Origin of the sequence: Pseudomonas sp. zfem005, from assembly GCF_032621735.1 — a bacterium.
Lineage (GTDB): Bacteria > Pseudomonadota > Gammaproteobacteria > Pseudomonadales > Pseudomonadaceae > Metapseudomonas > Metapseudomonas solani.
The window spans coordinates 276,270-299,548 of the sequence record NZ_JAVYJE010000005.1 but is presented as its reverse complement, the minus strand read 5'-3'; the positions used below and the strand labels follow the sequence as shown (position 1 = coordinate 299,548).

Here is a 23,279-nt window from a genome sequence, read left to right as displayed (position 1 = left end):
AAGCGCCTCGCGCCGCGCTCCGCTGAGGTCGGAACGCCTTGCAACGCGGACGAAGGCGGCGCCAGAATGCGGCCATTGCTTCCGCGTCACCCATAAGGATTTCCGATGCCCGATCCCCTCGCCGCTTCCCTGCGCCTGGCGCCCGATGCGCTCACCCGCCCCTTCGACTCCAAGCAGTTCGCCTTCGCCACCACCGACGACCTCGAACCTTTCCGCGGCGTGCTCGGCCAGGAGCGCGCAGTGGAAGCCCTGCAGTTCGGCGTCGCCATGCCGCGCCCGGGCTACAACGTTTATGTGATGGGCGAGCCGGGTACCGGTCGTTTCTCCTTCGTGCAGCGCTACCTCAAGGCCGAGGGCAAGCGCCTGGAAACGCCGATGGACTGGGTCTACGTCAACAACTTCGAGGAGCCGCGCGAGCCGCGCGCCGTGCAGTTGCCACCGGGTGAGGCGAACGCCTTCATCACCGACATCGGCCAGCTTGTGGATAACCTGCTGGCGACCTTCCCGGCGGTGTTCGAGACGCCCACGTTCCAGCAGAAGAAGAGCGCGATCGACCGCGCCTTCAACCAGCGTTACGACCGTGCCCTGGATGTGATCGAGCGCCTGGCGCTGGAGAGGGACGTGGCGCTCTACCGCGACAGCGCCAATATCGCCTTCACCCCGATGAAGGATGGCAAGGCGCTGGACGAGGCCGAGTTCGCCCAACTGCCCGAAGCCGAGCGCGAACGCTTCCACGAGGATATCTCCAGCCTGGAGGAGCGCCTCAACGAGGAGCTGGCCAGCCTGCCGCAGTGGAAGCGCGAGTCCAGCAACCAACTGCGCCAGCTCAACGACGAGACCATCACCCAGGCCCTGCAGCCGCTGCTGTGCGTGCTCTCCGAGAAGTACGCGGAGAACGCTGGCGTGGTCGCCTACCTGCAGGCCATGCAGGTGAACCTGCTGAAGACCGTGGTCGACCAGATGCTCGACGACAAGCCGGACCTGCAGCGCCGCGAGATGCTCGAGGAGCAGTACTGCCCGAGCCTGGTGGTGGGCCATCCGGCCAGCGGCGGCGCGCCGGTGGTGTTCGAGTCGCACCCGACCTACGACAACCTGTTCGGCCGCATCGAGTACGGCACCGACCAGGGCGCCCTCTATACCAGCTACCGGCAGTTGCGCCCGGGTGCGCTGCACCGCGCCAACGGCGGCTTCCTGGTGCTGGAGGCGGAGAAGCTGCTGAGCGAGCCCTTCGTCTGGGATGCGCTCAAGCGCGCCCTGCATTCGCGCCAGCTGAAGATGGAGTCGCCCCTGGCCGAGCTGGGCCGGCTGGCCACTGTCACCCTGACGCCCCAGGTGATCCCGCTGCAGCTGAAGGTGGTGATCATCGGTTCGCGCCAGCTGTATTACACGCTGCAGGACCTGGATCCGGACTTCCAGGAGATGTTCCGCGTGTTGGTGGACTTCGACGAGGAGATCCCGCTGTCTGAAGAGACCCTCGAACAGTTCGCCCAACTGCTCAAGACCCGTACCTCGGAGGAGGGCATGGCGCCGTTGAGCGCTGCCGCGGTGGCGCGCCTGGCCACCTACAGCGCGCGCCTGGCGGAGAACCAGAAGCGCCTCTCGGCGAAGATTGGCGACCTGTTCCAGCTGCTCAGCGAGGCGGACTTCGTGCGCCAGTTGGCCGGCGAGAAGGTGACCGATGCCGAGCACATCGAGCGTGCGCTGAAATCCAAGGCGACCCGCACCGGGCGCGTTTCGGCGCGCATCCTCGATGACATGCTGGCGGGCATCATCCTCATCGACACCGATGGCGCGGCGGTGGGCAAGTGCAATGGCCTCACCGTGCTGGAGGTGGGCGATTCGGCCTTTGGCGTGCCCGCGCGGATTTCCGCCACGGTGTACCCGGGCGGTTCGGGCATCGTCGACATCGAGCGCGAGGTCAACCTCGGGCAGCCCATCCACTCCAAGGGCGTGATGATCCTCACCGGTTACCTGGGCAGTCGTTATGCACAGGAGTTCCCGCTGGAGATTTCCGCGAGCATCGCCCTGGAGCAGTCCTACGGCTATGTCGACGGCGACAGCGCGTCCCTGGGCGAGGTCTGCACCCTGATCTCGGCCCTGTCGCGCACGCCGCTGAAACAGTGCTTCGCCATCACCGGCTCGATCAACCAGTTTGGCGAGGTGCAGGCGGTCGGCGGGGTCAACGAGAAGATCGAGGGCTTCTTCCGCCTCTGCGAGGCGCGTGGCCTGACGGGCGAACAAGGCGTGATCATCCCCCAGGCCAACGTCGCCACCCTGATGCTCGACGAGCGCGTACTGCAGGCGGTGCGTGCCGGACGCTTCCACGTCTACGCGGTACGCCAGGCCGACGAGGCGCTGAGCCTGCTGGTGGGCGAGGCGGCGGGCAGCCCGGACGACAAGGGCCGTTTCCCCAAGGGCAGCGTCAACGCCCGGGTGGTGGAGCGCCTGCGCGAGATCGCCGAGATGGGCATGGAGGAGGAAGAGAAACCCGATGCGGCCAAGGAAGCCGTCGCCGCGCTGGAGAAAGCGCCGGCGCCGGCCAAGCCTCCGCGCAAGGGACCGAAGAAGGAGCCCGGCAAGAAGACCCCGCCCGAGGACAAGATCCAGGGGCCGGCCTGACCAGGCGATGACCGGTCACGGCGCTTGCGGGCGTCGTGGCTGGTCAGTCATTGAGCGATAAGGGCCGGCCCAGCGCGGCTGCCGGTCCGACAGACTTTTCACCACTCCATCCACAGGCTTATCCACAGCTGGCGTGGATAAGGTTTCCTCACTTCCTCACGGTTGCATGCGGGTGTAGGCTGGCCGCAGGTCTACGCGAGGAACGCCGTTATGTCCCGCAACCTCTGCCTTACCCGTCAATGCCTGGGGCTGGTTACGCGCATCGAGTGCGTGATCCTGCCACTGGCTGGAGGGAAGGGACTCTGGACGCTTATCTGCGCGGCCGGCATTTCCGGGGCGCAGCCCTCCGCACTCAAGGCTCAGGGCCCATTCCACGGGCCTTTCGTCGCCGAATCGGTTCTTTCCGCGATTGCCTCGTGCCTGGCCGAATTGGGCTACTGCGAATGCGCGGACCCGATGATCTGGCGTATCCATGTGCAGGGTGAGTTGCGTCGGCTGAATGGCGAGCGGCGTCACAGCCTGGGCAGTTTCCTGTTCAGCCCGGAGACCTGACGGCCGTCGCGTTGAGCAGCTTTTGCGCAGTGCCCGGCAAGCCCCGGCCACACCTGCTCCGGGCCATCCTTCCCAAGACTGTTCACAGGGTTATCCACAGCTGCTGGGGATATTTCGAGGCATTACTTGCCTGTTTTTCTGTAGGAATGTGCTCGTTATACTCGCCGCCAGTTTTGATTCTGGATGCGAGGCTTCATGGAACGCTTATTGGAAAACACGATGTACGCGGCGCGCTGGCTGCTGGCGCCCATCTACTTCGGCCTGTCCCTGGCGCTGTTGGCGCTGTCGCTGAAGTTCTTCCAGGAGGTCTATCACGTCCTCCCTCATGTTTTCGAGAAGACCGAGGCCGAGCTGATCCTGGTGCTGCTGTCGCTGATCGACATGTCGCTGGTGGGCGGCTTGCTGGTGATGGTGATGATCTCGGGCTACGAGAACTTCGTCTCCCAACTGGATATCGATGAAGGCAAGGAGAAGCTCAGTTGGCTGGGCAAGATGGATTCCGGCTCGCTGAAAATGAAGGTGGCCGCGTCCATCGTGGCGATCTCGTCGATCCACCTGCTGCGAGTGTTCATGGATGCGCAGAACATCGATAACGGCAAGATCATGTGGTACGTGATCCTGCACATGACCTTCGTGATCTCGGCGTTCGCCATGGGTTACCTGGACAAGATGACCAAGCACGATCACTGATCGCCTTCCTGCGCCACCATGACCGCCCGTCAGCGTCCCGCTCGCGGGCGGTCGTGTTTCTGCCCGGCGGTTTTGATCCTGTACAGAAACTGTATTTAACTTTTTCCTGTACAGACCGCGAGGTGACGCCATGAACCTGCAGACCCTTTCCAGCGAAGCCCGTGCCGGGCATATCGAGGGGCTCGACCTCATCTCCATGGAAGGGGGCATCTACCTGTTGCAGGCGCATATCGATGGGCGCTGCCACACCCTGGACGATGGCCGTGGCCACGCGATGCAACTGCGCTCGGTGGAGCATGCGCGGGGGCTGTTGCACGAGCTGCCGCGCCTGCCTTTCTATCTGGTGCATGCGTCCGTGCACGACGAGATGTGCGGCATCGCCCCCGATGGGCGCAGCGCGTTGCGGGTGCCGCTGTCGATGGGCTCCAGCCGCTGAACGGGCGGGGTGCGATGCGGGGATAGGGCGCGGAAGGGGGGCTGTGCTAGTCTGGCCGACCTTTTTTCCAGAGCGGAGCCCCGGCCATGTCCGAACTCGAATTTTCCACCGATGAAACCCGTGTCAGCTATGGCATCGGCCGCCAGCTGGGCGACCAGATCCGTGACAATCCCCCGCCCGGTGTGAGCATCGACGCTGTTGTCGCCGGCCTGCGCGACGCCTTCGCCGGCATCGAGAGTCGTGTGGATGGCAATGCCCTGTCCGCCGCCTTCAAGGTGATCCGCGAGCGTATGCAGGCTGAAGCCCAGGAGAAAGCCGATGCCGCCGCTGGCGAAGGTCGTGCCTACCTGGTGGAGAACGCCAAGCGTGAAGGCGTGACCCAGCTGCCGTCCGGCCTGCAGTACGAAGTGCTGGTCGCGGGCGAGGGCGCCAAGCCTTCCGCCGAAGACACCGTGCGCACTCACTACCACGGCACCCTGATCGACGGCACCGTGTTCGACAGCTCCTACAACCGTGGCGAGCCGGCTGAGTTCCCGGTGGGTGGCGTGATCGCCGGTTGGGTCGAGGCCCTGCAACTGATGAACGCCGGCAGCAAGTGGCGCCTGCACGTGCCCAGCGAGCTGGCCTATGGCGTCCAGGGCGTTGGCAGCATCCCGCCGCACAGCGTGCTGGTGTTCGACGTGGAGCTGCTGGAAATCCTCTGAGCCTTCTCAGGGTGATTGCCGGGCGCGTCGTCCCTGACGGCCCGGGAACCGGCGAAGGCGCCTTTGCCTCCGCTCGCACGGCTGGCGCCCCGGGGCGCCGGCCATGCGGATGACGCGTCCTGCGTCATCCGAACCTCTTTCAGTGCAGCTGGATCTCGTTGTGCGGACGCAGTGCCCGCGCATAGCAGAAGAGGAACAGGCTGCGCACCAGCTCCTTGAGTATCAGGGGCTCGCTGGAGGTCAGACCGGCGAGGTCGAGATCCCCCTGGTCCCGTAGTTCGTCGAGGGCTTCCTCTTCGAGGATGGCGCACACTTCGCCGGTTTCACGGTGGAGGATGCGCAGGTAGGGGTGCGGGCGATCCAGCCAGGCATCGATCAGGTAGGTCATGGCTCATCTCCTTGAAAAGCAGTGATATGAGAATAATTCCTATTATCAAAATGGCAAGCGCGATTTGCAGCCTTTCGTCGTCTGCTTGATCCAGGTCACGCTGGAGGGTGCGCCCGAGTCTGCTCCCGCGTCCCATATCCACTGCGTTGTTAGCTGGTTCGGAAGGAGTTGGCGATGGCGCAATAAAAAGCCCGTCACGAGGACGGGCTTTTGCTGGTGCGGGTGTGGATCAGTGCGTGCGGGCCACGGCGAAGCGAGTGAGCTCGATCAGGGCGTCGCGGTATTCGTTGTCCGGCAGCACCTCCAGGCAGGTGATGGCGCGCTCGGCGTAGTCGCGGGCGAGGCGGGCGGTGTAGTCTAGCGCGCCGGCGGCTTCGACGGCTGCGCGGACGCCTTCCAGGTCCTGGCTGCCGCCCTGCTGGATGGCCTGGCGAACCACGGCGGCCTGCTCGGCGGTGCCGTCACGCATGGTGGCAATCAGCGGCAGGGTGGGCTTGCCTTCGGCGAGGTCGTCGCCGACGTTCTTGCCCAGGGTGGCGGCATCGCCGCGGTAGTCGAGCAGGTCGTCCACCAACTGGAAGGCGATGCCCAGGTAGTCACCGAAGGTGCGCAGGGCTTCGACCTGTTCGGTCGGGGCCTGGGCCAGTGCGGCGGCACTGTGGGTCGAGGCCTCGAAGAGCATCGCGGTCTTGCCGCGGATGACTTCCATATAGGTTTCTTCGGTGGTGCTGGCGTCGCGGATCTTCGACAGCTGCAGCACTTCGCCTTCGGCGATCACGCGGGTGGCCTGGGAGATGATGCGCATCACCTGCATCGAGCCCAGTTCCACCATCATTTCGAAGGAGCGCGCATAGAGGAAGTCGCCCACCAGCACGCTCGGCGCGTTGCCCCACAGCGCATTGGCGGTGGAACGGCCGCGACGCAGGCCGGAGGCATCGACCACGTCGTCGTGCAGCAGGGTGGAGGTGTGCAGGAATTCGATGGTGGCGGCGAGCAGGCGCAGTTGCTCACCGCCAAAGCCCAGGGCGTTGCCGCTGAGCAGGACCAGGAGCGGACGCAGGCGCTTGCCGCCGGCGGACACGATGTAGTCGCCGATCTTCTCCACCAGGGGAACGCGGGAGGTGAGTTGCCGACGGATGATGTCGTCGACTGCGGTAAAATCGTCCGCCACCACGCGGTAGAAGGCCTGGGGTTGCATCAGCGAGGGGTGCTCCTTTGAGGTTGCGCGGCATGCTAGGGGGCAGGGTGGGGGCTGTCAAGGCGAGTACCAGCGGTGCTTGCGCGGCAATCATGGCTTGCGTACAATCGCGGCCCCTGAACTTCCTTGGGCATTTTCCTGCCTTACGCAATTGCACGGGTTCCAGTTCCGGCCCCATGCAGCCATGCCGACCCCTACTTATTTCTATAAAGCGTCGGGTGAGCAGGTTTAACGGAGAAAATCCATGTACGCAGTTATCGTTACCGGCGGCAAGCAATACAAAGTCGCTGAAGGTGAATTCCTCAAGATCGAGAAGCTCGAGATCGCTACCGGCGAATCCGTGACCTTCGATCGCGTTCTGCTGATCGGCAATGGCGACGACGTGAAAATCGGCGCTCCGGTCGTTGATGGCGCCAGAGTAGTCGCTGAAGTGGTCGCTCAAGGCCGTCACGACAAAGTGCGCATCATCAAGTTCCGCCGTCGTAAGCACCACATGAAGCGCCAGGGCCACCGCCAGTGGTTCACTGAAATCAAAATCACCGGCATCCAGGCCTAATTTCCTTTTTTGGAGGATTTGACTCATGGCACACAAAAAAGCTGGCGGTTCTACCCGCAACGGCCGCGACTCAGAAAGTAAACGCCTTGGCGTGAAACTGTACGGCGGCCAGGTCATCAAGGCCGGCAACATCATCGTGCGTCAGCGCGGCACCAAGTTCCACGCCGGTTACGGCGTTGGCCTGGGCAAAGACCACACCCTGTTCGCGAAAGTGGACGGCGTGGTCAAGTTCGAGGTCAAAGGCGCTTTCGGTCGCAAGTACGTGAGCGTCGTCGCGGCCTAATCGCGACTCCGCTGCAAAAGCCCTGTCTCGCGACGGGGCTTTTTTGTTTCTGATAGATGGAAACTCCGATTTGCGCGGGCTTCCCTGTATCCTTGTGTTCTTTTTTCTTTCAACCCGTCCCGCGTGGCGGGAGGCGTCCTGATGAAATTCGTCGATGAAGTATCGATCTTTGTAAAAGCGGGTGACGGCGGCAACGGCCTGATGAGTTTCCGTCGCGAAAAATTCATTGAGAAGGGCGGCCCCAACGGCGGCGATGGCGGTGACGGCGGCTCCGTGTTCATGGAAGCCGACCCGAACCTGAACACCCTGGTCGACTATCGCTACACCCGTCGTTTCGATGCCCAGCGTGGCGAGAACGGCGGCAGCAAGGATTGCACCGGGCGCAAGGGTGAGGATCTGGTCCTGCCCGTTCCGGTCGGGACCACCATCATCGATGCCGGCACCCAGGAAATCATCGGCGACCTGACCAAGCCCGGTCAGCGGCTGATGGTCGCCCAGGGCGGCTGGCATGGCCTGGGCAACGCCCGTTTCAAGTCGAGCACCAACCGTGCGCCGCGCCAGACTACCAACGGCAAGCCGGGCGATTCCCGTGACCTCAAGCTGGAGCTGAAGGTGCTGGCCGACGTCGGCCTGCTGGGCCTGCCGAACGCGGGCAAGAGCACCTTCATCCGTGCGGTTTCTGCGGCCAAGCCGAAGGTCGCCGATTACCCCTTCACCACCCTGGTGCCGAACCTGGGCGTGGTCAGCGTGGGGCGCTACAAGAGCTTCGTCGTGGCCGACATTCCGGGCCTGATCGAAGGCGCCGCCGAAGGTGCGGGTCTGGGTATCCGCTTCCTCAAGCACCTGGCGCGTACCCGCCTGCTGCTGCATATCGTCGATATGGCGCCGCTGGACGAGAGCGATCCGGCCGAAGCGGCTGCCACCATCATCGAGGAGCTGGCCCGCTTCAGTCCGGCGCTCACCGAGCGTGACCGCTGGCTGGTGCTGAACAAGGCCGACCAGCTTCTCGACGAGGATCGCGAGGCTCGCCTGAAGGCGGTGATCGAGCGCCTGGAGTGGGAGGGTCCGGTCTATGTGATCTCCGCCCTGGAGCGCGAAGGCACCGAAGCCCTGTCCCAGGAGATCATGCGCTACCTCGACGAGCGCACCCTGCGCATGAGCGAGGAGCCCGAGTACGCCGAAGGGCTCGCCGAGCTGGATCAACGCATCGAGGACGAGGCGCGTGCCCGTCTGCAGGCGCTGGACGATCAGCGCGCCCTGCGCCGTGCCGGCCTGAAGAGCGCCGGTGCGGACGATGACGACGATGACTTCGATGATGACGAAGACGACGGCGACGGTCCGGAAATCTTCTACGTTCCCTGATGAATGCGCCGCTCGGCGCAAATGATCGCCATAGGCTGTGCGCCATGGGCCGCACGGCTTTCTAGCTAAGGTTGGAAGATATGCGGGACAAGGTGACGGGCGCGCAGCGCTGGGTGGTCAAGATCGGCAGTGCGCTGCTGACGGCGGATGGTCGTGGTCTCGATCGTGATGCCATGGCGGTCTGGGTCGAGCAGATGGTGGCCCTGCGCAATGCCGGGGTCGAGCTGGTGCTGGTTTCCTCTGGCGCTGTGGCTGCGGGCATGAGTCGCCTGGGCTGGAGCGCCCGGCCGAAAGCTATGCATGAGTTGCAGGCTGCGGCTGCGGTGGGGCAGATGGGATTGGTGCAGGCCTGGGAGTCGAGTTTCGGCGAGCATGGCCGGCACACCGCGCAGATTCTCCTGACCCATGACGATCTCTCCGATCGCAAGCGTTACCTCAATGCACGCAGCACCCTGCGCACCCTGGTCGAGCTCGGCACCATTCCGGTGATCAACGAGAACGACACGGTGGTCACCGATGAAATCCGCTTTGGCGACAACGATACCCTCGCGGCCCTGGTGGCCAACCTGGTCGAAGCTGATCTGCTGGTGATCCTTACCGATCGCGACGGCATGTTCGATGCCGACCCGCGCCACAATCCCGATGCCCAGCTGATTTTCGAGGCCCGTGCCGATGACCCGGCGCTGGATGCCGTGGCGGGCGGTACCGGTGGTGCGCTGGGTCGTGGCGGCATGCAGACCAAGCTGCGTGCGGCGCGCCTGGCGGCTCGTTCCGGTGCGCATACGGTGATCGTCGGTGGGCGTATCGAGCGGGTGCTGGATCGCCTCAAGGCGGGCGAGCGCCTGGGCACCCTGCTGGCGCCCGAGCGCGGCATGCTGGCGGCGCGCAAGCAGTGGCTGGCCGGCCATCTGCAGACTCGCGGCACCCTGGTGTTGGACGCCGGTGCGGTGAAGGCCTTGCGTGACGATCGCAAGAGCTTGCTGCCGGTGGGTGTGAAGGCGGTGCAGGGCAGCTTCCGCCGTGGCGAGATGGTGGTCTGTGTCGGGCCGGATGGGCGCGAAGTGGCGCGCGGCCTGGTCAACTACAGTGCCCTGGAGGCGCAGAAGATTATCGGACAGTCCTCCGAGCAGGTGGAGAAGCTGTTGGGTTATGTCGATGAGCCCGAGCTGGTGCATCGGGACAATCTGGTTCTGGTCTGAAGGAGCGTTCGAATGCGCGTGATCAAGGGATTGTCGGCATTGGTGTTGTGCATGCCTTTGCTGGCCGCTGCGGAGGAGATCGGTTCGGTTTCAACCGTGTTCAAGTGGGTGGGGCCGAACGACAAGATCGTCGTCGAGGCTTTCGATGACCCCAAGGTGGATGGCGTGACCTGCTACCTGTCGCGCGCCAAGACCGGCGGAGTGAAGGGTGGGCTCGGCCTGGCCGAGGATCGTGCCGAGGCTTCCATCGCGTGCCGTCAGGTGGGGGCGATTCACTTCAAGGGTGAATTGAAGGATGGCGAGGAGGTCTTCAAGGAGCGCACCTCGCTGGTGTTCAAGACCATGCAGGTGGTGCGTTTCTTTGACCAGAAGCGCAATACGCTGGTGTACCTGGTGTACAGCGATCGGGTGATCGACGGCAGTCCGCAGAATGCGGTCACGGCGATCCCGATCCTGCCTTGGGTTGAGTCGCGCTGAAGATCAAAGCCCGGTTCGCCGGGCTTTTTTGTGGTCGCGCTTCGGCGATGCTTTTTCGCGGGCAATAAAAAACCGGCCCTGGGGCCGGTCTTTCATCAGAAGCAAAGCTTAGGCAGCAGCCTGGCCGAGCGCCTTGATGTGGGCGTTCAGGCGGCTCTTGTGACGAGCAGCTTTGTTCTTGTGGATGATGCCCTTGTCGGCCATGCGGTCGATTACCGGAACAGCCAGGGTGTAGGCGTTCTGGGCTTTGGGCAGGTCCTTGGCATCGATCGCCTTGACGACGTTCTTGATGTAGGTACGGACCATGGAGCGCAGGCTGGCGTTATGGCTACGACGCTTCTCAGCCTGTTTTGCGCGTTTTTTGGCAGAAGGTGTATTGGCCACCGTCAAGCTCCTCGAAAACTGGGGGGATACAAACAAATAAGGCCGCGAATCATGCCGATGCGATGAAGCAATGTCAAGGGCAGGTACGGCTTCCCTACAAAGGGGCGACGAGCGTACCTCAGATCGGCGGGCAGCGTGATTTATTTCTGCACCGGCTCTACACTCGCGGCCTCCGAAAACCAGCGCGTTGGCCTGGTTGCGGCCCCGCCCGCCGGGCGCAAACCCTTCACGTTCACCCCGGAATGCAAGCAGCCTGACCTTATGAACCTGCTCAAATCGCTGGCGGCCGTCAGTTCCATCACCATGCTTTCTCGGGTCCTCGGCTTCGTTCGCGACACCATCGTGGCGCGCATCTTCGGTGCCGGCGTGGCGACCGACGCCTTCTTCGTTGCCTTCAAGCTGCCCAACCTGTTGCGGCGGATCTTCGCGGAGGGCGCGTTCTCCCAGGCCTTCGTGCCGATCCTGGCGGAGTACAAGAGCCAGCAGGGAGAGGAGGCCACCCGCACCTTCCTGGCGTATGTATCCGGTTTGCTGACGCTGGTGCTGGCGATTGTCACGGCCATCGGCATACTCGCCGCGCCCTGGGTGATCTGGGCTACGGCGCCGGGCTTCACCGATACGCCGGAAAAATTCGAGCTGACCACCTCGCTGCTGCGGGTGACTTTCCCCTACATCTTCCTTATCTCTCTCTCGTCCCTGGCCGGGGCTGTGCTCAATACCTGGAACCGTTTCGCCGTGCCGGCCTTCGTGCCGACCCTGCTGAACGTGGCGATGATCATCTTCGCGCTGTTCCTGACACCTTATTTCGACCCGCCGGTGATGGCCCTGGGCTGGGCGACCCTGGCCGGCGGCCTGGCGCAGTTGCTGTACCAGCTGCCGCACCTGAAACGCATCGGCATGCTCGTGCTGCCGCGCCTGAACCTGCGGGACAGCGGCGTATGGCGGGTGATGAAGCAGATGGGGCCGGCGATCTTCGGTGTTTCGGTGAGCCAGATCTCGCTGATCATCAACACCATTTTCGCGTCCTTCCTGGCGGCCGGCTCGGTGTCGTGGATGTACTACGCCGACCGCCTGATGGAGCTGCCGTCCGGTGTGCTGGGCGTGGCCCTGGGCACCATTCTCCTGCCGTCGCTGGCCAAGACCTATGCCAGCGATGATCGCCAGGCCTATTCGCAGCTGCTGGATTGGGGGCTGCGCCTGTGCTTCTTGCTGGTGCTGCCTTGCGCACTGGCGTTGGCGCTGATCGCCGAGCCGCTGACGGTGTCGCTGTTCCAGTACGGCAAGTTCAGCGCCCATGATGCGGAGATGACCCAGCGTGCACTGATCGCTTACTCGGCGGGGCTGCTGGGGATCATTCTGGTCAAGGTGCTAGCGCCTGGCTTCTACGCCCGGCAGAACCTGCGCACGCCGGTGCGTATCGCCCTGTTCACCCTGGTTGCGACGCAACTGATGAACCTCGTCTTCATCGGCCCGCTGCAGCACGCCGGGCTGGCATTGGCCATTGGCCTGGCCGCTTGCCTCAATGCCGCGCTGCTGTTCTGGCAATTGCGCCGGCAGAAGCTGTTCGAGCCGCAGCCCGGTTGGCCGATGTTCCTGACCAAGCTGCTGGTGGCGGTGGCCTTGATGGCGGCGGTGCTGGTGGGCGGCATGTGGCTGCTACCGGCCTGGGACCAGGGCGACATGCTGGTGCGCCTGTTGCGCCTGGGTGGGTTGGTCACGGCAGGGGCGCTGAGCTATTTCGCTACGTTGGCGTTGCTTGGCTTCCGCCTGCGACACTTCGCCCGACGTGCGATCTGAGCTTCCCGGGGCCGCCTGATCGGGCATCGGCGCGGCCCGTCAGCGGCGCCTGTTGTCTGGCTGCGGGTGTGCGTATAATTCGGCCACTTTGTGAACAAGACGTGTGCTATGCAGCTGGTCCGAGGCCTCCATAACCTGCGGCCCCAACTTGGGGGTTGCGTTGCCACCATCGGCAATTTCGACGGCGTACACCGTGGTCATCAAGCCATTCTCAAACGCTTGCGCGAGCGCGCAGCCGAGTTGGGCGTGCCCAGCTGCGTGGTGATTTTCGAGCCGCAACCCCGCGAGTTTTTCGGCCCCGATACCGCCCCCGTGCGGCTGACCCGCCTGCGCGACAAGCTGGAGTTGCTGGCTGCCGAAGGCGTGGACCGTGTGCTGTGCCTGGCCTTCAACCGCCGGCTGCGTGAACTCAGCGCCGCCGAGTTCGTGCATGCGGTGCTGGTCGAGGGGCTTGGGGTCAAGCATCTGGAAGTGGGCGATGACTTCCGCTTCGGCTGTGATCGCGCCGGCGACTTCGCATTCCTGCAGATGGCCGGTGCGGCCGAAGGCTTCAGCGTGGAAGCTGCCGCCACCGTCGAGCTGGATGATGTACGGGTGAGCAGTACGCGCGTGCGCCAGGCCCTGGCCGCTGCCGACTTCGCCCTGGCCGAGCGCCTGCTGGGCCGGCCTTTTTCCATCACCGGGCGGGTGCTGCACGGGCAGAAGCTGGCGCGCCAGCTGGGTACGCCCACGGCCAACGTGCAGCTCAAGCGCCGGCGCGTTCCCCTTTCCGGGGTTTTTCTGGTCAGCGTCGAACTGGACGGTCAGCGCCGCCCCGGCGTTGCCAACATCGGCGTGCGTCCCACCGTGAAGGGGGATGGCAAGGCCCACCTGGAAGTGCATCTGCTGGATTACTCCGCCGATCTGTATGACCGGCGCATCAGCGTGACCTTCCACCACAAGCTGCGTGAAGAGCAGCGTTTCGCCTCCCTCGAGGCGTTGAAGTCGGCGATCGACGCGGACGTCGCCGCAGCCCGTGCCTACTGGCAAGGCATCCCAATTCAATGATGAGCCTGGACTGACATGACCGATTACAAAGCGACCCTCAACCTGCCGGAAACGGCATTTCCGATGAAGGCCGGTCTTCCCCAGCGTGAGCCGGAGACCCTGCAGCGCTGGGACTCCATTGGGCTCTATCAGAAGCTGCGCCAGATCGGTGAGGGCCGCCCGAAGTTCGTCCTGCACGATGGCCCGCCCTATGCCAACGGCAGCATCCACATCGGTCACGCGGTCAACAAGATCCTCAAGGACATCATCGTCCGCTCCAAGACCCTGGCGGGCTTCGATGCCCCGTACGTGCCGGGTTGGGACTGCCACGGCCTGCCGATCGAGCACAAGGTCGAGACCACCCACGGCAAGAACCTGCCCGCCGACAAGACCCGCGAACTCTGCCGCGCCTACGCCGCCGAGCAGATCGAGGGGCAGAAGGCCGACTTCATCCGCCTGGGCGTGCTGGGCGAATGGGACAACCCCTACAAGACCATGGCCTTCGCCAACGAGGCCGGTGAGATTCGCGCCCTGGCCGAGATGGTCAAGCAAGGCTTCGTGTTCAAGGGCCTGAAGCCGGTCAACTGGTGCTTCGATTGCGGTTCCGCCCTGGCCGAGGCTGAGGTGGAGTACCAGGACAAGAAGTCCGACGCCATCGATGTCGCCTTCCTGGTCGAAGACGCCGACAAGCTGGCCGCGGCATTCGGCCTGTCGAGCCTGGCCAAGCCGGCCGCCATCGTCATCTGGACCACCACCCCCTGGACCATCCCGGCCAACCAGGCGCTGAACGTCCACCCCGAATTCAACTACGCCCTGGTCGATACCGGCGCGCGCCTGCTGCTGCTGGCCGAAGAACTGGTGGAATCCTGCCTGGCACGCTTCGGCCTCGAAGGCCAGGTGATCGCCACCGCCAAGGGCGAAGCACTGGAAAACATCCGTTTCCGCCATCCGTTCTACGAGCGCCTGTCGCCGGTCTACCTGGCCGAGTACGTCGAGCTGGGTGCCGGCACCGGTGTGGTCCACTCCGCTCCGGCCTATGGCGAGGACGACTTCCGCTCCTGCAAGCACTACGGCATGAGCAACGACGACATCCTCAGCCCGGTGCAGAGCAATGGCGTCTACGTCCAGGACCTGCCCTTCTTCGGCGGCCAGTTCATCTGGAAGGCCAACCCGGCCATCGTCGCCAAGCTGGAAGAGGTTGGTGCGCTGCTCAAACACGAGAGCATCAACCACAGCTACATGCACTGCTGGCGCCACAAGACCCCGCTGATCTACCGCGCCACCGCGCAGTGGTTCGTCGGCATGGACAAGCAGCCCAACGAAGGCGCCACCCTGCGCGAGCGCGCGCTGGCCGGCATCGAGCAGACCGAGTTCGTACCCGCCTGGGGCCAGGCGCGCCTGCACAACATGATCGCCGGCCGCCCGGACTGGTGCATCTCGCGCCAGCGCAACTGGGGCGTGCCGATCCCGTTCTTCCTGCACAAGGCCACCGGTGAGCTGCACCCGCGCACCGTCGAGCTGATGGAAGAGGTGGCCAAGCGCGTCGAGCAGGAGGGCATCGAAGCCTGGTTCAAGCTGGACGCCGCCGAGCTGCTGGGCGACGAAGCCCCGCAATACGACAAGATCAGCGACACCCTGGACGTGTGGTTCGACTCCGGCACCACCCACTGGCACGTGCTGCGCGGCTCGCACCCGCTGGGCCACGCCAGCGGCCCGCGCGCCGACCTGTACCTGGAAGGCTCGGACCAGCACCGCGGCTGGTTCCATTCCTCCCTGCTGACCGGTTGCGCCATCGACAACCACCCGCCGTACCGTGCGCTGCTGACCCACGGCTTCACCGTCGACGAGTCCGGCCGCAAGATGTCCAAGTCCCTGGGCAACACCGTGGTGCCGCAGACCGTGATCGACACCCTGGGTGCCGACATCCTGCGCCTGTGGGTTGCGTCCACCGACTATTCCGGCGAGATCGCCGTTTCCCAGCAGATCCTGCAGCGCAGCGCCGATGCCTATCGCCGCATCCGCAACACCACGCGCTTCATGCTCTCCAACCTCTCGGGCTTCGACCCGGCGCAGCACCTGGTGCCGGTGGAGGACATGCTGGCGCTGGACCGCTGGGCCGTCGACCGTACCCTGCAGCTGCAACGCGAGCTGGAAGAAGCCTACGGCGAGTACCGCTTCTGGAACGTCTACTCCCGCGTGCACAACTTCTGCGTGCAGGAGCTGGGCGGCTTCTACCTCGACATCATCAAGGACCGCCAGTACACCACCCAGGCCGACAGCCTGGCGCGTCGCTCCTGCCAGTCCGCGCTGTTCCACATCGTCGAGGCGCTGGTGCGCTGGGTTGCGCCGATCCTGGCCTTCACCGCCGAGGAAGTCTGGCAGTTCATGCCGGGCGAGCGTGGTGAGTCGGTGATGCTCAATACCTGGTACCGGGGCCTGAGCGAGTTGCCGGAAGGCTTCGAGATGAGCAACGCCTTCTGGGAAGACGTGGTTGCGGTCAAGGCCTCGGTGAACAAGGAGCTGGAGAACCTGCGTACCGCCAAGGCCATCGGCGGCAGCCTGCAGGCCGAGGTCACGGTCTTCGCCGAGGAATCCCTGGCCACCAAGCTGGCCAAGCTGGGCAACGAACTGCGCTTCGTGCTGATCACCTCAACCGCCGACGTGCAGCCCCTGGCCGCCGCACCGGCCGATGCAGTGGAAACCGAGGTGCCGGGCCTGAAACTGAAGATCCTCAAGTCCGTCCACGCCAAGTGCGGTCGTTGCTGGCACCACCGCGCGGATGTCGGCGTGAACGCCGCGCACCCCGAGCTGTGTGGTCGTTGCGTCGAGAACATCGAAGGCGCTGGTGAGGTTCGCCACTATGCCTGAGGCCCGTTTTGGCCGTCTCGGCTGGCTGCTGCTGAGCGTGCTGGTGTTCCTGCTGGACCAGGGCTCCAAGTGGGTGGTGCTGGATGTGATTCCGTTCCGCGAACGGATCACCGTCATTCCTGGTTGGTTCGACTGGATTCATGTCTACAACACCGGTGCCGCCTTCAGCTTCCTCGCCGACAGCTCCGGCTGGCAGCGTTGGTTCTTCGCCCTGATCGCCCTGGTGGTCAGCGGCGTGCTCGTGGTCTGGCTCAAGCGCCTGAAGGCCGACGAAACCTGGCTGGCTATTGCGCTGGCCATGGTCCTTGGTGGCGCACTGGGCAACCTCTATGACCGCGTGGTGCTTGGCCACGTGGTCGACTTCATCCTGGTGCATTGGCAGGATCGCTGGTACTTCCCGGCATTCAACCTCGCCGACAGCGCCATCACCCTGGGCGCCATCATGCTGGCGCTGGATATGTTCAAGTCGAAGAAGTCCGGAGAACCCGCTCATGACTGAGTCTCTCGCCACTGAGTCGCGCATCGGTCCGGATGCCCGGGTCACCCTGCATTTCGCCATCAAGCTGGAGAACGGTGATGTCGTCGACAGCACCTTCGACCGCCAGCCGGCCACCTTCAAGGTTGGCGATGGCAACCTGCTGCCGGGTTTCGAGGGCGCGCTGTTCGGTCTCAAGGCCGGTGACAAGCGCGTGCTGCCGATCGAGCCGGAGCAGGGTTTCGGCCAGCCGAACTCGCAGAACGTGCAGGTGATGCCGCGCAGCCAGTTCCAGAACATGGAACTCTCCGAAGGCCTGCTGATCATCTTCAATGACGCTGCCAACACCGAGTTGCCTGGCGTGGTGAAGAGCTTCGACGACAGCCATGTGACCATCGACTTCAACCACCCGCTGTCCGGCAAGTCGCTGCGCTTCGAGGTGGAGATTCTGGCAGTCGAGCCGGCGTGATTTCAGCTCCCGCAGGGGAGGGCGGCCGCAAGGCCAAGAGGTAGACAGCATGCAAATCAAACTCGCCAACCCCCGCGGCTTCTGCGCCGGCGTCGATCGCGCCATCGAGATCGTCAACCGCGCGCTGGAAGTGTTCGGCCCGCCGATCTACGTGCGCCATGAAGTGGTGCACAACAAGTTCGTGGTCGAAGACCTGCGCGCCCGCGGCGCGGTATTCGTCGAGGAGCTGGACCAGGTCCCGGACAACGTCATCGTCATCTTCAGCGCCCACGGCGTCTCCCAGGCCGTGCGCCAGGAAGCCGACCGCCGTGGCCTGAAGGTCTTCGACGCCACCTGCCCGCTGGTGACCAAGGTGCACATGGAAGTCGCCCGCTACAGCCGTGACGGCCGCGAATGCGTGCTTATCGGCCATGCCGGGCACCCGGAAGTCGAAGGCACCATGGGCCAGTACGACGGCAGCAACGGCGGCGCCATCTACCTGGTGGAAAACGAAGCCGACGTCGAAAGCCTGGTGGTGCGCAACCCCGAGGCGCTGTCCTTCGTCACCCAGACCACCCTGTCCATGGACGACACCAGCCGCGTCATCGACGCCCTGCGCAGCAAGTTCCCCAGCATCGGCGGCCCGCGCAAGGACGACATCTGCTACGCCACCCAGAACCGCCAGGACGCGGTCAAGCAACTCGCCGACGAGAGTGAAGTGGTCCTGGTGGTCGGCAGCCCCAACAGCTCCAACTCCAACCGCCTGCGCGAACTTGCCGAACGCATCGGCACCCCGGCCTACCTGATCGACGGGGCCGAGGACATGAAGCAGGAGTGGTTCGAAGGCATCACCCGCGTCGGTATCACTGCCGGTGCCTCTGCGCCGGAAGTGCTGGTGCAGGGTGTGATCGAACAGCTGCGCGCCTGGGGCGCCGAGGTTGCGGTCGAGCTGGATGGGCGGCCGGAGAATGTCACCTTCTCGATGCCGAAGGAGTTGCGGCTGAAGGCGGTGTGATTCCTGCTGGAATGAAAAAGGGCCCTGATGGGCCCTTTTTTGTTTCTGTTGTCTTACCAGCAGCCTGTTGTCGCAGCGCCTTTGGTGCCGCGGCTATCCAGGGTCAGGTTGCCGCAGGAGTCTGCGGTTTGTGGTCCCTGGCGGGTAGCGGTGAGAATTACGCACTTGTCGATGGTAGTACCTGTGCAGGCGTTTGCGTTGATGCTGTAGCGGGCATTTTCCGAGATGACTGCACCGTTCGCTGCAATGGCGGTGCCTGCGGCATTGCGATAGGCAAGCCCGCCCGTGCCCAGGTTGGTCGTATAAGTCTGATTCTGCGAATAGTAGCGTTCCTGGGCTTGCATGATCTGCATCAGCCAGGTCTGTCCATCGCTGCGCCCGGTGCGCATCACGTAGTTCTGATAGCTGGGGTAGGCGATCCCGGCAAGAATGCCGATGATCGCTACGACTATAAGCAGCTCTACCAGGGTAAACCCCTTCTGTTTGACCATCAGTTTTCTCTCCAGTAGAGGTCGCGTATCGCTTTATTGGTTTCGCAGATCTGCGCGCCGTCCACGCACGTTGTATCAGGCGGTGTGCAGCCTTCTGCACCGCAGAGCAAGCCTACACGATTGTCGTCGCGCAGGATGGTCGCCGGTTTGGGCGGAATGCCGCCGTGGGCCAGGTCGAAGCTGCGCACCGGGGTTTTGGTGCCACTGACCGTCTGTGTGAACACTGCGCTGGCATCGATCAGGTTCAGTGCGTAGAAGCGGCCGCGCCCTACGTCCGGACCACAGGTGGTCGTTTGCTGGCCGCTGGGGCGGAACGTGGTGAAGAGTACGGACCCTGCGAAGCTGGTCGAGCTGGACAGGACTTTCTCGCCCGTGGGGAATCGGATGAACCAGCCGCTGCTGTTCGCCAACAGGGTCGGGTTGGGCGTGTAGCTATCACCCGGTGTCAGTTGCGCATACAGCGTGTTGATTTCCTGACGCTTGGTCGGAATACCGGCAACGGCTGCAGCCTGGGCCTTGCTGATCAGATAGTTGTAGGCATCGAACTGGGTGAGCGGTGGCGTTGGATCCTGCGCCGTGGCCTCTGCGAGTTGGGTTGCGTTCAGCAGGTTGCTGCTGGCGCTGTAAGCCTGGTTGGCCAGTGCCTGCAGCTCGGATTGCAGGGTCGATGCCTGGCCCGCCAAGGTCAGGCGTTCGCCCTCGAGGCTGGTCAGGAGATTGGCCTGGGTTACGAGCGGGGAGCTGATCGCCTCGAGGTTGGTCTGGTTCTGGGTTTCGGTACGAGCGATCAGATCACTGTTGGTGGTGCCGGCAGGAACCGCCGGGAGCCCACCGGGTAGGAGGCTCGTAAGCGATGTTTTGGCTGCGTCGAGCTGTGTCAGCTTGCTTGCGGCATCGCTATCTCCTGCAGGAGTACCCAGGTTGTAGGCGGCGATGATCTGCGCCTGCAGTGCTGCGATCTGAGTGATCTTGTCGTTGATGCCGTTCAGGTTGGTTAGTAGGGTCTGGCGAGTCTGATAGGCCGCTGAAGATTCGTAGGCCTCCGTCAGGGTGCTCAGGTCGCTTTCCTGGGCACTGGCGTCGCCCCCTGCTGCCTTGGTTGCCGTGATCTGGTTCTGCTTGGCGATGATGGCTGCATATTGGCTGGAAAGGTTGCTGTCGTTCAGTGCGGCGGTGATCCTGGCCTGAAGCGCGCCGACATCCGTTCCCTGGGCGTTGTCCAGTTCCGCAGCCTGGAAGCTGCTGGCGGCAGCGGTCGTCGGAGTCTGTGCATTGAGCTGGGCCAGAGCGCTCTGAGCGGATACCACCAGGCTGTGGGACTGCGTACGGCTGTCGGTTTCAGACGCATGATCTTTTACATAGGGATCGTTCCGCAGAATGGTATCGATCGCGCTTTGCTTCTGGTTGATCGTCGTATTGGTTTCCACCAGAGTGTTGAGCTTAGCGGTATAGCCAATACTGGTCTGGTAAGCGGTCAATGCATTGCGCGCGTTGGTTTCCGCTGCTGTGAGTGTGTCGATCTCCGCACGCTTGGTATTTATCTGGTTCTGGATGTCTTGGGCTTGCGCGCTGGTCAGGTTGACGCTGCTCACATCGACCAGATTGCTTTCGGTGATCGACGCGGTGCAGTTGGTGGTGACCGTTGTGGAGCAATAGGTGGGGGCCGAATAGACGTTCTTGTCTCGGATTACATAGAAACGATCCAGTGCAGCCTCGCTCAGCGGGTGACCGCGGTAACCGGAGCCGATGCTGATGGTGTAGTACGACTGGCCGCCGCGCTCCTTGATCAGCGCAACGTCGGGTTGGTTGTAGAAGCGGCGGTTGTTTGTCGCGTCGGTGCCGCCGATGTTGGCGATGCGGTTGCCGGTCGCGAAGTTGCTGGCGCTGGTGTTGCTCTGATTGATATCGAAACGGAAGATCTGCCCGCGGGTATCCGAGGTGAAAATGGTGTCGACCAGCCCGTCGCCGCCCAGGTCGACCAGTGCCGGGTCTGCCGGCATGCTGTTGGTCATGCTGGAAAGCGTGAGGTTGGCATCAGTATCGCCACTAGGGCCCGCCATCCACAGTTTTTGGCCCGTGTTTGCGTTCACCACATAGAGGGCGTTGCCATAGGAGTCGTTTTTCGGGTTGTCCGGCGTCGCATCGTTATCCTGGTTGGTATCGTAGCCGCCGGTGAATATCAGTACGTCGGTTACGTCGCCGTTCCACTTGACTTTGGCCACCTTGGGGGTCGACCAGGTCTGCCCGAGGCGCGAGAAACCGGTGCTGCCGCCCGAGCCGCCGCGAATGACCCAATTCAGCTTGGGTTGGATGGTTGCCGGATCGCCCGCAGTGGTCGGTGTCATATCCAGCGAATAGTAGTTGCGACCGCCACGCCCCATGCCTGCATATAGGGTGACGCCGCTGACGGCGCGAAGGTTGGTGGTGGGGTTGCGAGTGCCGTAGGCCACCTTGAGGTCGAACTGGCCATCGATCCCGTACTTCTTGTTGATGCTCCCCTGGGGATCGTCGTAATAGGACTTCAGGTTGCCTAGCAGTTCTTTAGGGATGAACGAAAAGAGTTCGTTGCCATTGGCGGGATTGATCGCGCCGATGAAGCCTTCGTTGGTGCCATAGAACAGGGCGAGCTTGTCCTGTGTCGTGCCAGCGGAGATACGCGCGATGTCTTCATCGCTGGTGTATGCAACGACCTTGGGAGCGTTGTGCAATACGTCCGCGATCTGCGCGCGAATGCTGCTATCTGCCGGGTTGGTGCCGCGTGCCCAGGTGAGGAGGTTGCCTTTGTAGGCGTCGGTCATGCTCGCATCACCCAGCATTGACTTGGTCAAGGCTGTATTGCTGTTGAGGAGCAGGTGTGCGGACCCGGTCAGGTTGACCGAAGTGGTACCGGCATTGGTGCGTGGCTCGAGGTTGCTGCCGGTATAGGTGTAGAGCTTGCGGTTGGCCGGGTCCGTCAAACGGCTGGCAGCGCCACCCAGGCCGGCATTCTTGCCGTCAGGCGAGGCGCTCCAGTAGCTCTGTGCGCTGTCCGCGAAGAAGCCGGTAGCGGAGTCGACCGCGTTGTTGCTGTTGGCATCCGTCACCACCAGGTTGCCACTGCTGTCCGACGTCGCCTTGTATTTCTTGATATTGCCCAACCACCGGGCGCCCTTTGCAGGGCGGAATAATGCGTAGTAGAGATCGTTGCGGTAGCCGAAGTTGCTATAGGCGCTCACCGAAACCGTTGGGGTCGTGAAGGTGGTGTTTTCGGCAAGAATGTCGACGATGATCGACTTCAGCGAGGTCACCAGGCCCGATGTGTCATTGGTGGTGAAGAACTTGCCTTGGCCCAAGGCCGCAGTATCGCTCAGCAGGCGGGTGTCACTGATGTTGCCGAAGCCGATGGTGTAGGTCGAAATGGTCTGCTTGCCATTGACCGAGGCGGGGCCGTTGTCGTTATTGGCCAGCCACTCGGCCAGGCCAGGCATCCAGCAGCCTGCATTGGCCTCCCCGTCAGTGGGGTAACCGCGGTTGCACGAGGTGTAATTGGTGTTGGCTGTGCCAGTGCGAGTCAGGCTCTGGATCGCTGAGTTGCTGCTGCTATCACCGTTTGGCAGGCCGTCAGTGAGCACGATGATGTTGGACTTCTGGCAGGAGTTCTGAATAGGCGAAAGGTAGCTGGAGCCCGAGTAAGAGGTAGATGCGCTGTTCCAGGGGTTCCGAGTACTTGCGTTCTTGCCGTCCTCGATTACGCCTCGAGAGCTGTTGCCATACACCAGGGCTGCACCGCGCATGTACTGCGCGGCTTCGTGATAGGTCTCCAGCAGCGGCGTGGAACCGCTGGCGTAGTAACTGTTCAGCTGGGTTTTGAAGGTGCTGGCGACGGTGCCGGCCTGCTGGACCGGTACGTTGACGAACCCCCCTTCGTTATCCGAGCTGAAGCGTACCAGTCCGATATTGGAGTCGTTGGAGAGAGCCAACTCATCAACCAGTTGGTTGACCACTTCCTTGACTACCTGGATACGGGTCAATTGGCCGTTGTTGGTGCGGTTGGTCCTGGCTTCGGTGCTGGTACACCAGTCTCGAGGAATACCGTCCGATGTTCTATCGATAGGGGTCAGGGAGTTGCAGTTGGTGCCAGGGACACCGCTCTGCATGGAGCCGGATGTATCGATCACGAACAGGATGTTGGGGCGTACACGCTGATCCGCAGGCAGTTCACGTGTCGTGTAGATTTCCGTGTCATCAGCCAGTGCAGTGCTTAGCGAAAGGCTCAGGTACGCGAAGGCCGAGGCGCCTATGGCGAGTTGTCTCTTGATGCTCATGATGGTC

At 63.3% G+C, this 23,279-nt stretch carries 21 protein-coding genes; 16 read left to right on the top strand and 5 right to left on the bottom strand.

Annotation, left to right across the window (positions count from 1 at the left end; all coding sequences use genetic code 11):
• Window positions 1-105 precede the first annotated feature (105 nt).
• The 5 genes from RTW82_RS13610 (at window position 106) to RTW82_RS13590 (ending at window position 5,001) form a co-directional block, all read left to right on the top strand.
• Entirely contained in the window at window positions 106-2,619 is a 2,514-nt protein-coding gene (locus RTW82_RS13610) for a Lon protease family protein (protein WP_043243711.1), read from the top strand.
• Window positions 2,620-2,829: 210 nt separating this feature from the next.
• Window positions 2,830-3,171 (top strand): hypothetical protein, encoded by a 342-nt coding sequence (locus RTW82_RS13605; RefSeq protein WP_316925395.1) that lies wholly within the window; start codon window positions 2,830-2,832, stop codon window positions 3,169-3,171.
• Window positions 3,172-3,366: 195 nt separating this feature from the next.
• Window positions 3,367-3,861: a TIGR00645 family protein gene (locus tag RTW82_RS13600; protein ID WP_184488589.1), complete on the top strand. Its 495-nt coding sequence runs from the start codon at window positions 3,367-3,369 to the stop codon at window positions 3,859-3,861.
• A 130-nt stretch (window positions 3,862-3,991) separates the two neighbouring features.
• Window positions 3,992-4,297, top strand: coding sequence for a DUF6482 family protein (locus RTW82_RS13595; RefSeq protein ID WP_021219384.1), 306 nt, complete (start codon window positions 3,992-3,994; stop codon window positions 4,295-4,297).
• A gap of 86 nt (window positions 4,298-4,383) precedes the next feature.
• Entirely contained in the window at window positions 4,384-5,001 is a 618-nt protein-coding gene (locus RTW82_RS13590) for an FKBP-type peptidyl-prolyl cis-trans isomerase (RefSeq protein WP_316925394.1), read from the top strand.
• Window positions 5,002-5,140: 139 nt separating this feature from the next.
• Here RTW82_RS13590 and RTW82_RS13585 read toward each other — a convergent pair whose 3' ends face one another.
• Together RTW82_RS13585 and RTW82_RS13580 are read right to left on the bottom strand one after the other, a co-directional pair.
• A complete protein-coding gene (locus RTW82_RS13585) occupies window positions 5,141-5,389 on the bottom strand; it encodes a hypothetical protein (RefSeq protein ID WP_021219382.1) in 249 nt (82 codons plus the stop codon).
• Between the two features lie 229 nt (window positions 5,390-5,618).
• Window positions 5,619-6,587 (bottom strand): polyprenyl synthetase family protein, encoded by a 969-nt coding sequence (locus RTW82_RS13580; RefSeq protein WP_316925393.1) that lies wholly within the window; start codon window positions 6,585-6,587, stop codon window positions 5,619-5,621.
• Window positions 6,588-6,831: 244 nt separating this feature from the next.
• Here RTW82_RS13580 and rplU point away from each other — a divergent pair, with 244 nt between their 5' ends.
• The 5 genes from rplU (at window position 6,832) to RTW82_RS13555 (ending at window position 10,464) form a co-directional block, all read left to right on the top strand.
• On the top strand, window positions 6,832-7,143 hold the full coding sequence (gene rplU, locus RTW82_RS13575) for a 50S ribosomal protein L21 (RefSeq protein WP_316925392.1): 312 nt from the start codon (window positions 6,832-6,834) through the stop codon (window positions 7,141-7,143).
• 25 nt (window positions 7,144-7,168) lie between these two features.
• Window positions 7,169-7,426: a 50S ribosomal protein L27 gene (gene rpmA / locus RTW82_RS13570; protein ID WP_031287649.1), complete on the top strand. Its 258-nt coding sequence runs from the start codon at window positions 7,169-7,171 to the stop codon at window positions 7,424-7,426.
• Window positions 7,427-7,567: 141 nt separating this feature from the next.
• Window positions 7,568-8,788 carry an Obg family GTPase CgtA gene (cgtA, locus tag RTW82_RS13565; protein WP_316925391.1) on the top strand — a complete coding sequence of 407 codons (1,221 nt, stop codon included), beginning with the start codon at window positions 7,568-7,570 and terminating at the stop codon, window positions 8,786-8,788.
• Window positions 8,789-8,868: 80 nt separating this feature from the next.
• On the top strand, window positions 8,869-9,987 hold the full coding sequence (gene proB / locus RTW82_RS13560) for a glutamate 5-kinase (RefSeq protein WP_263400623.1): 1,119 nt from the start codon (window positions 8,869-8,871) through the stop codon (window positions 9,985-9,987).
• Window positions 9,988-9,999: 12 nt separating this feature from the next.
• The gene (locus tag RTW82_RS13555; protein WP_316925390.1) at window positions 10,000-10,464 is read left to right on the top strand and encodes a CreA family protein; all 465 of its coding nucleotides are present in this window, start codon (window positions 10,000-10,002) and stop codon (window positions 10,462-10,464) included.
• Window positions 10,465-10,572: 108 nt separating this feature from the next.
• On the opposite strand, the gene rpsT is transcribed toward RTW82_RS13555, so the two are convergent.
• Window positions 10,573-10,848 carry a 30S ribosomal protein S20 gene (gene rpsT / locus RTW82_RS13550; protein ID WP_031287647.1) on the bottom strand — a complete coding sequence of 92 codons (276 nt, stop codon included), beginning with the start codon at window positions 10,846-10,848 and terminating at the stop codon, window positions 10,573-10,575.
• A gap of 261 nt (window positions 10,849-11,109) precedes the next feature.
• Between rpsT and murJ the strand changes: the two genes are divergently transcribed.
• From murJ to ispH, 6 genes are all read left to right on the top strand, one after another.
• Window positions 11,110-12,645 (top strand): murein biosynthesis integral membrane protein MurJ, encoded by a 1,536-nt coding sequence (murJ, locus tag RTW82_RS13545; RefSeq protein WP_021219374.1) that lies wholly within the window; start codon window positions 11,110-11,112, stop codon window positions 12,643-12,645.
• A 108-nt stretch (window positions 12,646-12,753) separates the two neighbouring features.
• Window positions 12,754-13,692: a bifunctional riboflavin kinase/FAD synthetase gene (gene ribF / locus RTW82_RS13540; protein ID WP_021219373.1), complete on the top strand. Its 939-nt coding sequence runs from the start codon at window positions 12,754-12,756 to the stop codon at window positions 13,690-13,692.
• Window positions 13,693-13,707: 15 nt separating this feature from the next.
• Window positions 13,708-16,539 (top strand): isoleucine--tRNA ligase, encoded by a 2,832-nt coding sequence (ileS, locus tag RTW82_RS13535; RefSeq protein WP_316925389.1) that lies wholly within the window; start codon window positions 13,708-13,710, stop codon window positions 16,537-16,539.
• Window positions 16,532-17,038, top strand: coding sequence for a signal peptidase II (gene lspA, locus RTW82_RS13530; protein WP_316925388.1), 507 nt, complete (start codon window positions 16,532-16,534; stop codon window positions 17,036-17,038). The genes ileS and lspA overlap by 8 nt, the downstream gene beginning before the upstream one ends.
• Window positions 17,031-17,483, top strand: coding sequence for a peptidylprolyl isomerase (locus tag RTW82_RS13525; protein WP_316925387.1), 453 nt, complete (start codon window positions 17,031-17,033; stop codon window positions 17,481-17,483). The genes lspA and RTW82_RS13525 overlap by 8 nt, the downstream gene beginning before the upstream one ends.
• Before the next feature lie 49 nt (window positions 17,484-17,532).
• Entirely contained in the window at window positions 17,533-18,477 is a 945-nt protein-coding gene (ispH, locus tag RTW82_RS13520; RefSeq protein WP_184488598.1) for a 4-hydroxy-3-methylbut-2-enyl diphosphate reductase, read from the top strand.
• Between the two features lie 53 nt (window positions 18,478-18,530).
• Here ispH and RTW82_RS13515 read toward each other — a convergent pair whose 3' ends face one another.
• Together RTW82_RS13515 and RTW82_RS13510 are read right to left on the bottom strand one after the other, a co-directional pair.
• The gene (locus RTW82_RS13515; RefSeq protein ID WP_316925386.1) at window positions 18,531-18,968 is read right to left on the bottom strand and encodes a type IV pilin protein; all 438 of its coding nucleotides are present in this window, start codon (window positions 18,966-18,968) and stop codon (window positions 18,531-18,533) included.
• Window positions 18,968-23,272, bottom strand: coding sequence for a PilC/PilY family type IV pilus protein (locus RTW82_RS13510; RefSeq protein ID WP_316925385.1), 4,305 nt, complete (start codon window positions 23,270-23,272; stop codon window positions 18,968-18,970). The genes RTW82_RS13515 and RTW82_RS13510 overlap by 1 nt, the downstream gene beginning before the upstream one ends.
• Window positions 23,273-23,279 lie beyond the last annotated feature (7 nt).

Excerpts from the sequence above, each read along its gene's own strand:
- RTW82_RS13525 (WP_316925387.1), top strand. The coding sequence starts at position 17,031 with ATGACTGAGTCTCTCGCCACTGAGTCGCGCATCGGTCCGGATGCCCGG.
- RTW82_RS13585 (WP_021219382.1), bottom strand. The coding sequence starts at position 5,389 with ATGACCTACCTGATCGATGCCTGGCTGGATCGCCCGCACCCCTACCTG.
- ribF (WP_021219373.1), top strand. The coding sequence starts at position 12,754 with ATGCAGCTGGTCCGAGGCCTCCATAACCTGCGGCCCCAACTTGGGGGT.
- RTW82_RS13555 (WP_316925390.1), top strand. The coding sequence starts at position 10,000 with ATGCGCGTGATCAAGGGATTGTCGGCATTGGTGTTGTGCATGCCTTTG.
- ispH (WP_184488598.1), top strand. The coding sequence starts at position 17,533 with ATGCAAATCAAACTCGCCAACCCCCGCGGCTTCTGCGCCGGCGTCGAT.
- RTW82_RS13510 (WP_316925385.1), bottom strand. The coding sequence starts at position 23,272 with ATGAGCATCAAGAGACAACTCGCCATAGGCGCCTCGGCCTTCGCGTAC.
- cgtA (WP_316925391.1), top strand. The coding sequence starts at position 7,568 with ATGAAATTCGTCGATGAAGTATCGATCTTTGTAAAAGCGGGTGACGGC.
- rplU (WP_316925392.1), top strand. The coding sequence starts at position 6,832 with ATGTACGCAGTTATCGTTACCGGCGGCAAGCAATACAAAGTCGCTGAA.
- RTW82_RS13610 (WP_043243711.1), top strand. The coding sequence starts at position 106 with ATGCCCGATCCCCTCGCCGCTTCCCTGCGCCTGGCGCCCGATGCGCTC.
- proB (WP_263400623.1), top strand. The coding sequence starts at position 8,869 with ATGCGGGACAAGGTGACGGGCGCGCAGCGCTGGGTGGTCAAGATCGGC.
- lspA (WP_316925388.1), top strand. The coding sequence starts at position 16,532 with ATGCCTGAGGCCCGTTTTGGCCGTCTCGGCTGGCTGCTGCTGAGCGTG.
- ileS (WP_316925389.1), top strand. The coding sequence starts at position 13,708 with ATGACCGATTACAAAGCGACCCTCAACCTGCCGGAAACGGCATTTCCG.
- RTW82_RS13590 (WP_316925394.1), top strand. The coding sequence starts at position 4,384 with ATGTCCGAACTCGAATTTTCCACCGATGAAACCCGTGTCAGCTATGGC.
- RTW82_RS13605 (WP_316925395.1), top strand. The coding sequence starts at position 2,830 with ATGTCCCGCAACCTCTGCCTTACCCGTCAATGCCTGGGGCTGGTTACG.
- RTW82_RS13600 (WP_184488589.1), top strand. The coding sequence starts at position 3,367 with ATGGAACGCTTATTGGAAAACACGATGTACGCGGCGCGCTGGCTGCTG.
- RTW82_RS13580 (WP_316925393.1), bottom strand. The coding sequence starts at position 6,587 with ATGCAACCCCAGGCCTTCTACCGCGTGGTGGCGGACGATTTTACCGCA.
- murJ (WP_021219374.1), top strand. The coding sequence starts at position 11,110 with ATGAACCTGCTCAAATCGCTGGCGGCCGTCAGTTCCATCACCATGCTT.
- rpmA (WP_031287649.1), top strand. The coding sequence starts at position 7,169 with ATGGCACACAAAAAAGCTGGCGGTTCTACCCGCAACGGCCGCGACTCA.
- RTW82_RS13515 (WP_316925386.1), bottom strand. The coding sequence starts at position 18,968 with ATGGTCAAACAGAAGGGGTTTACCCTGGTAGAGCTGCTTATAGTCGTA.
- RTW82_RS13595 (WP_021219384.1), top strand. The coding sequence starts at position 3,992 with ATGAACCTGCAGACCCTTTCCAGCGAAGCCCGTGCCGGGCATATCGAG.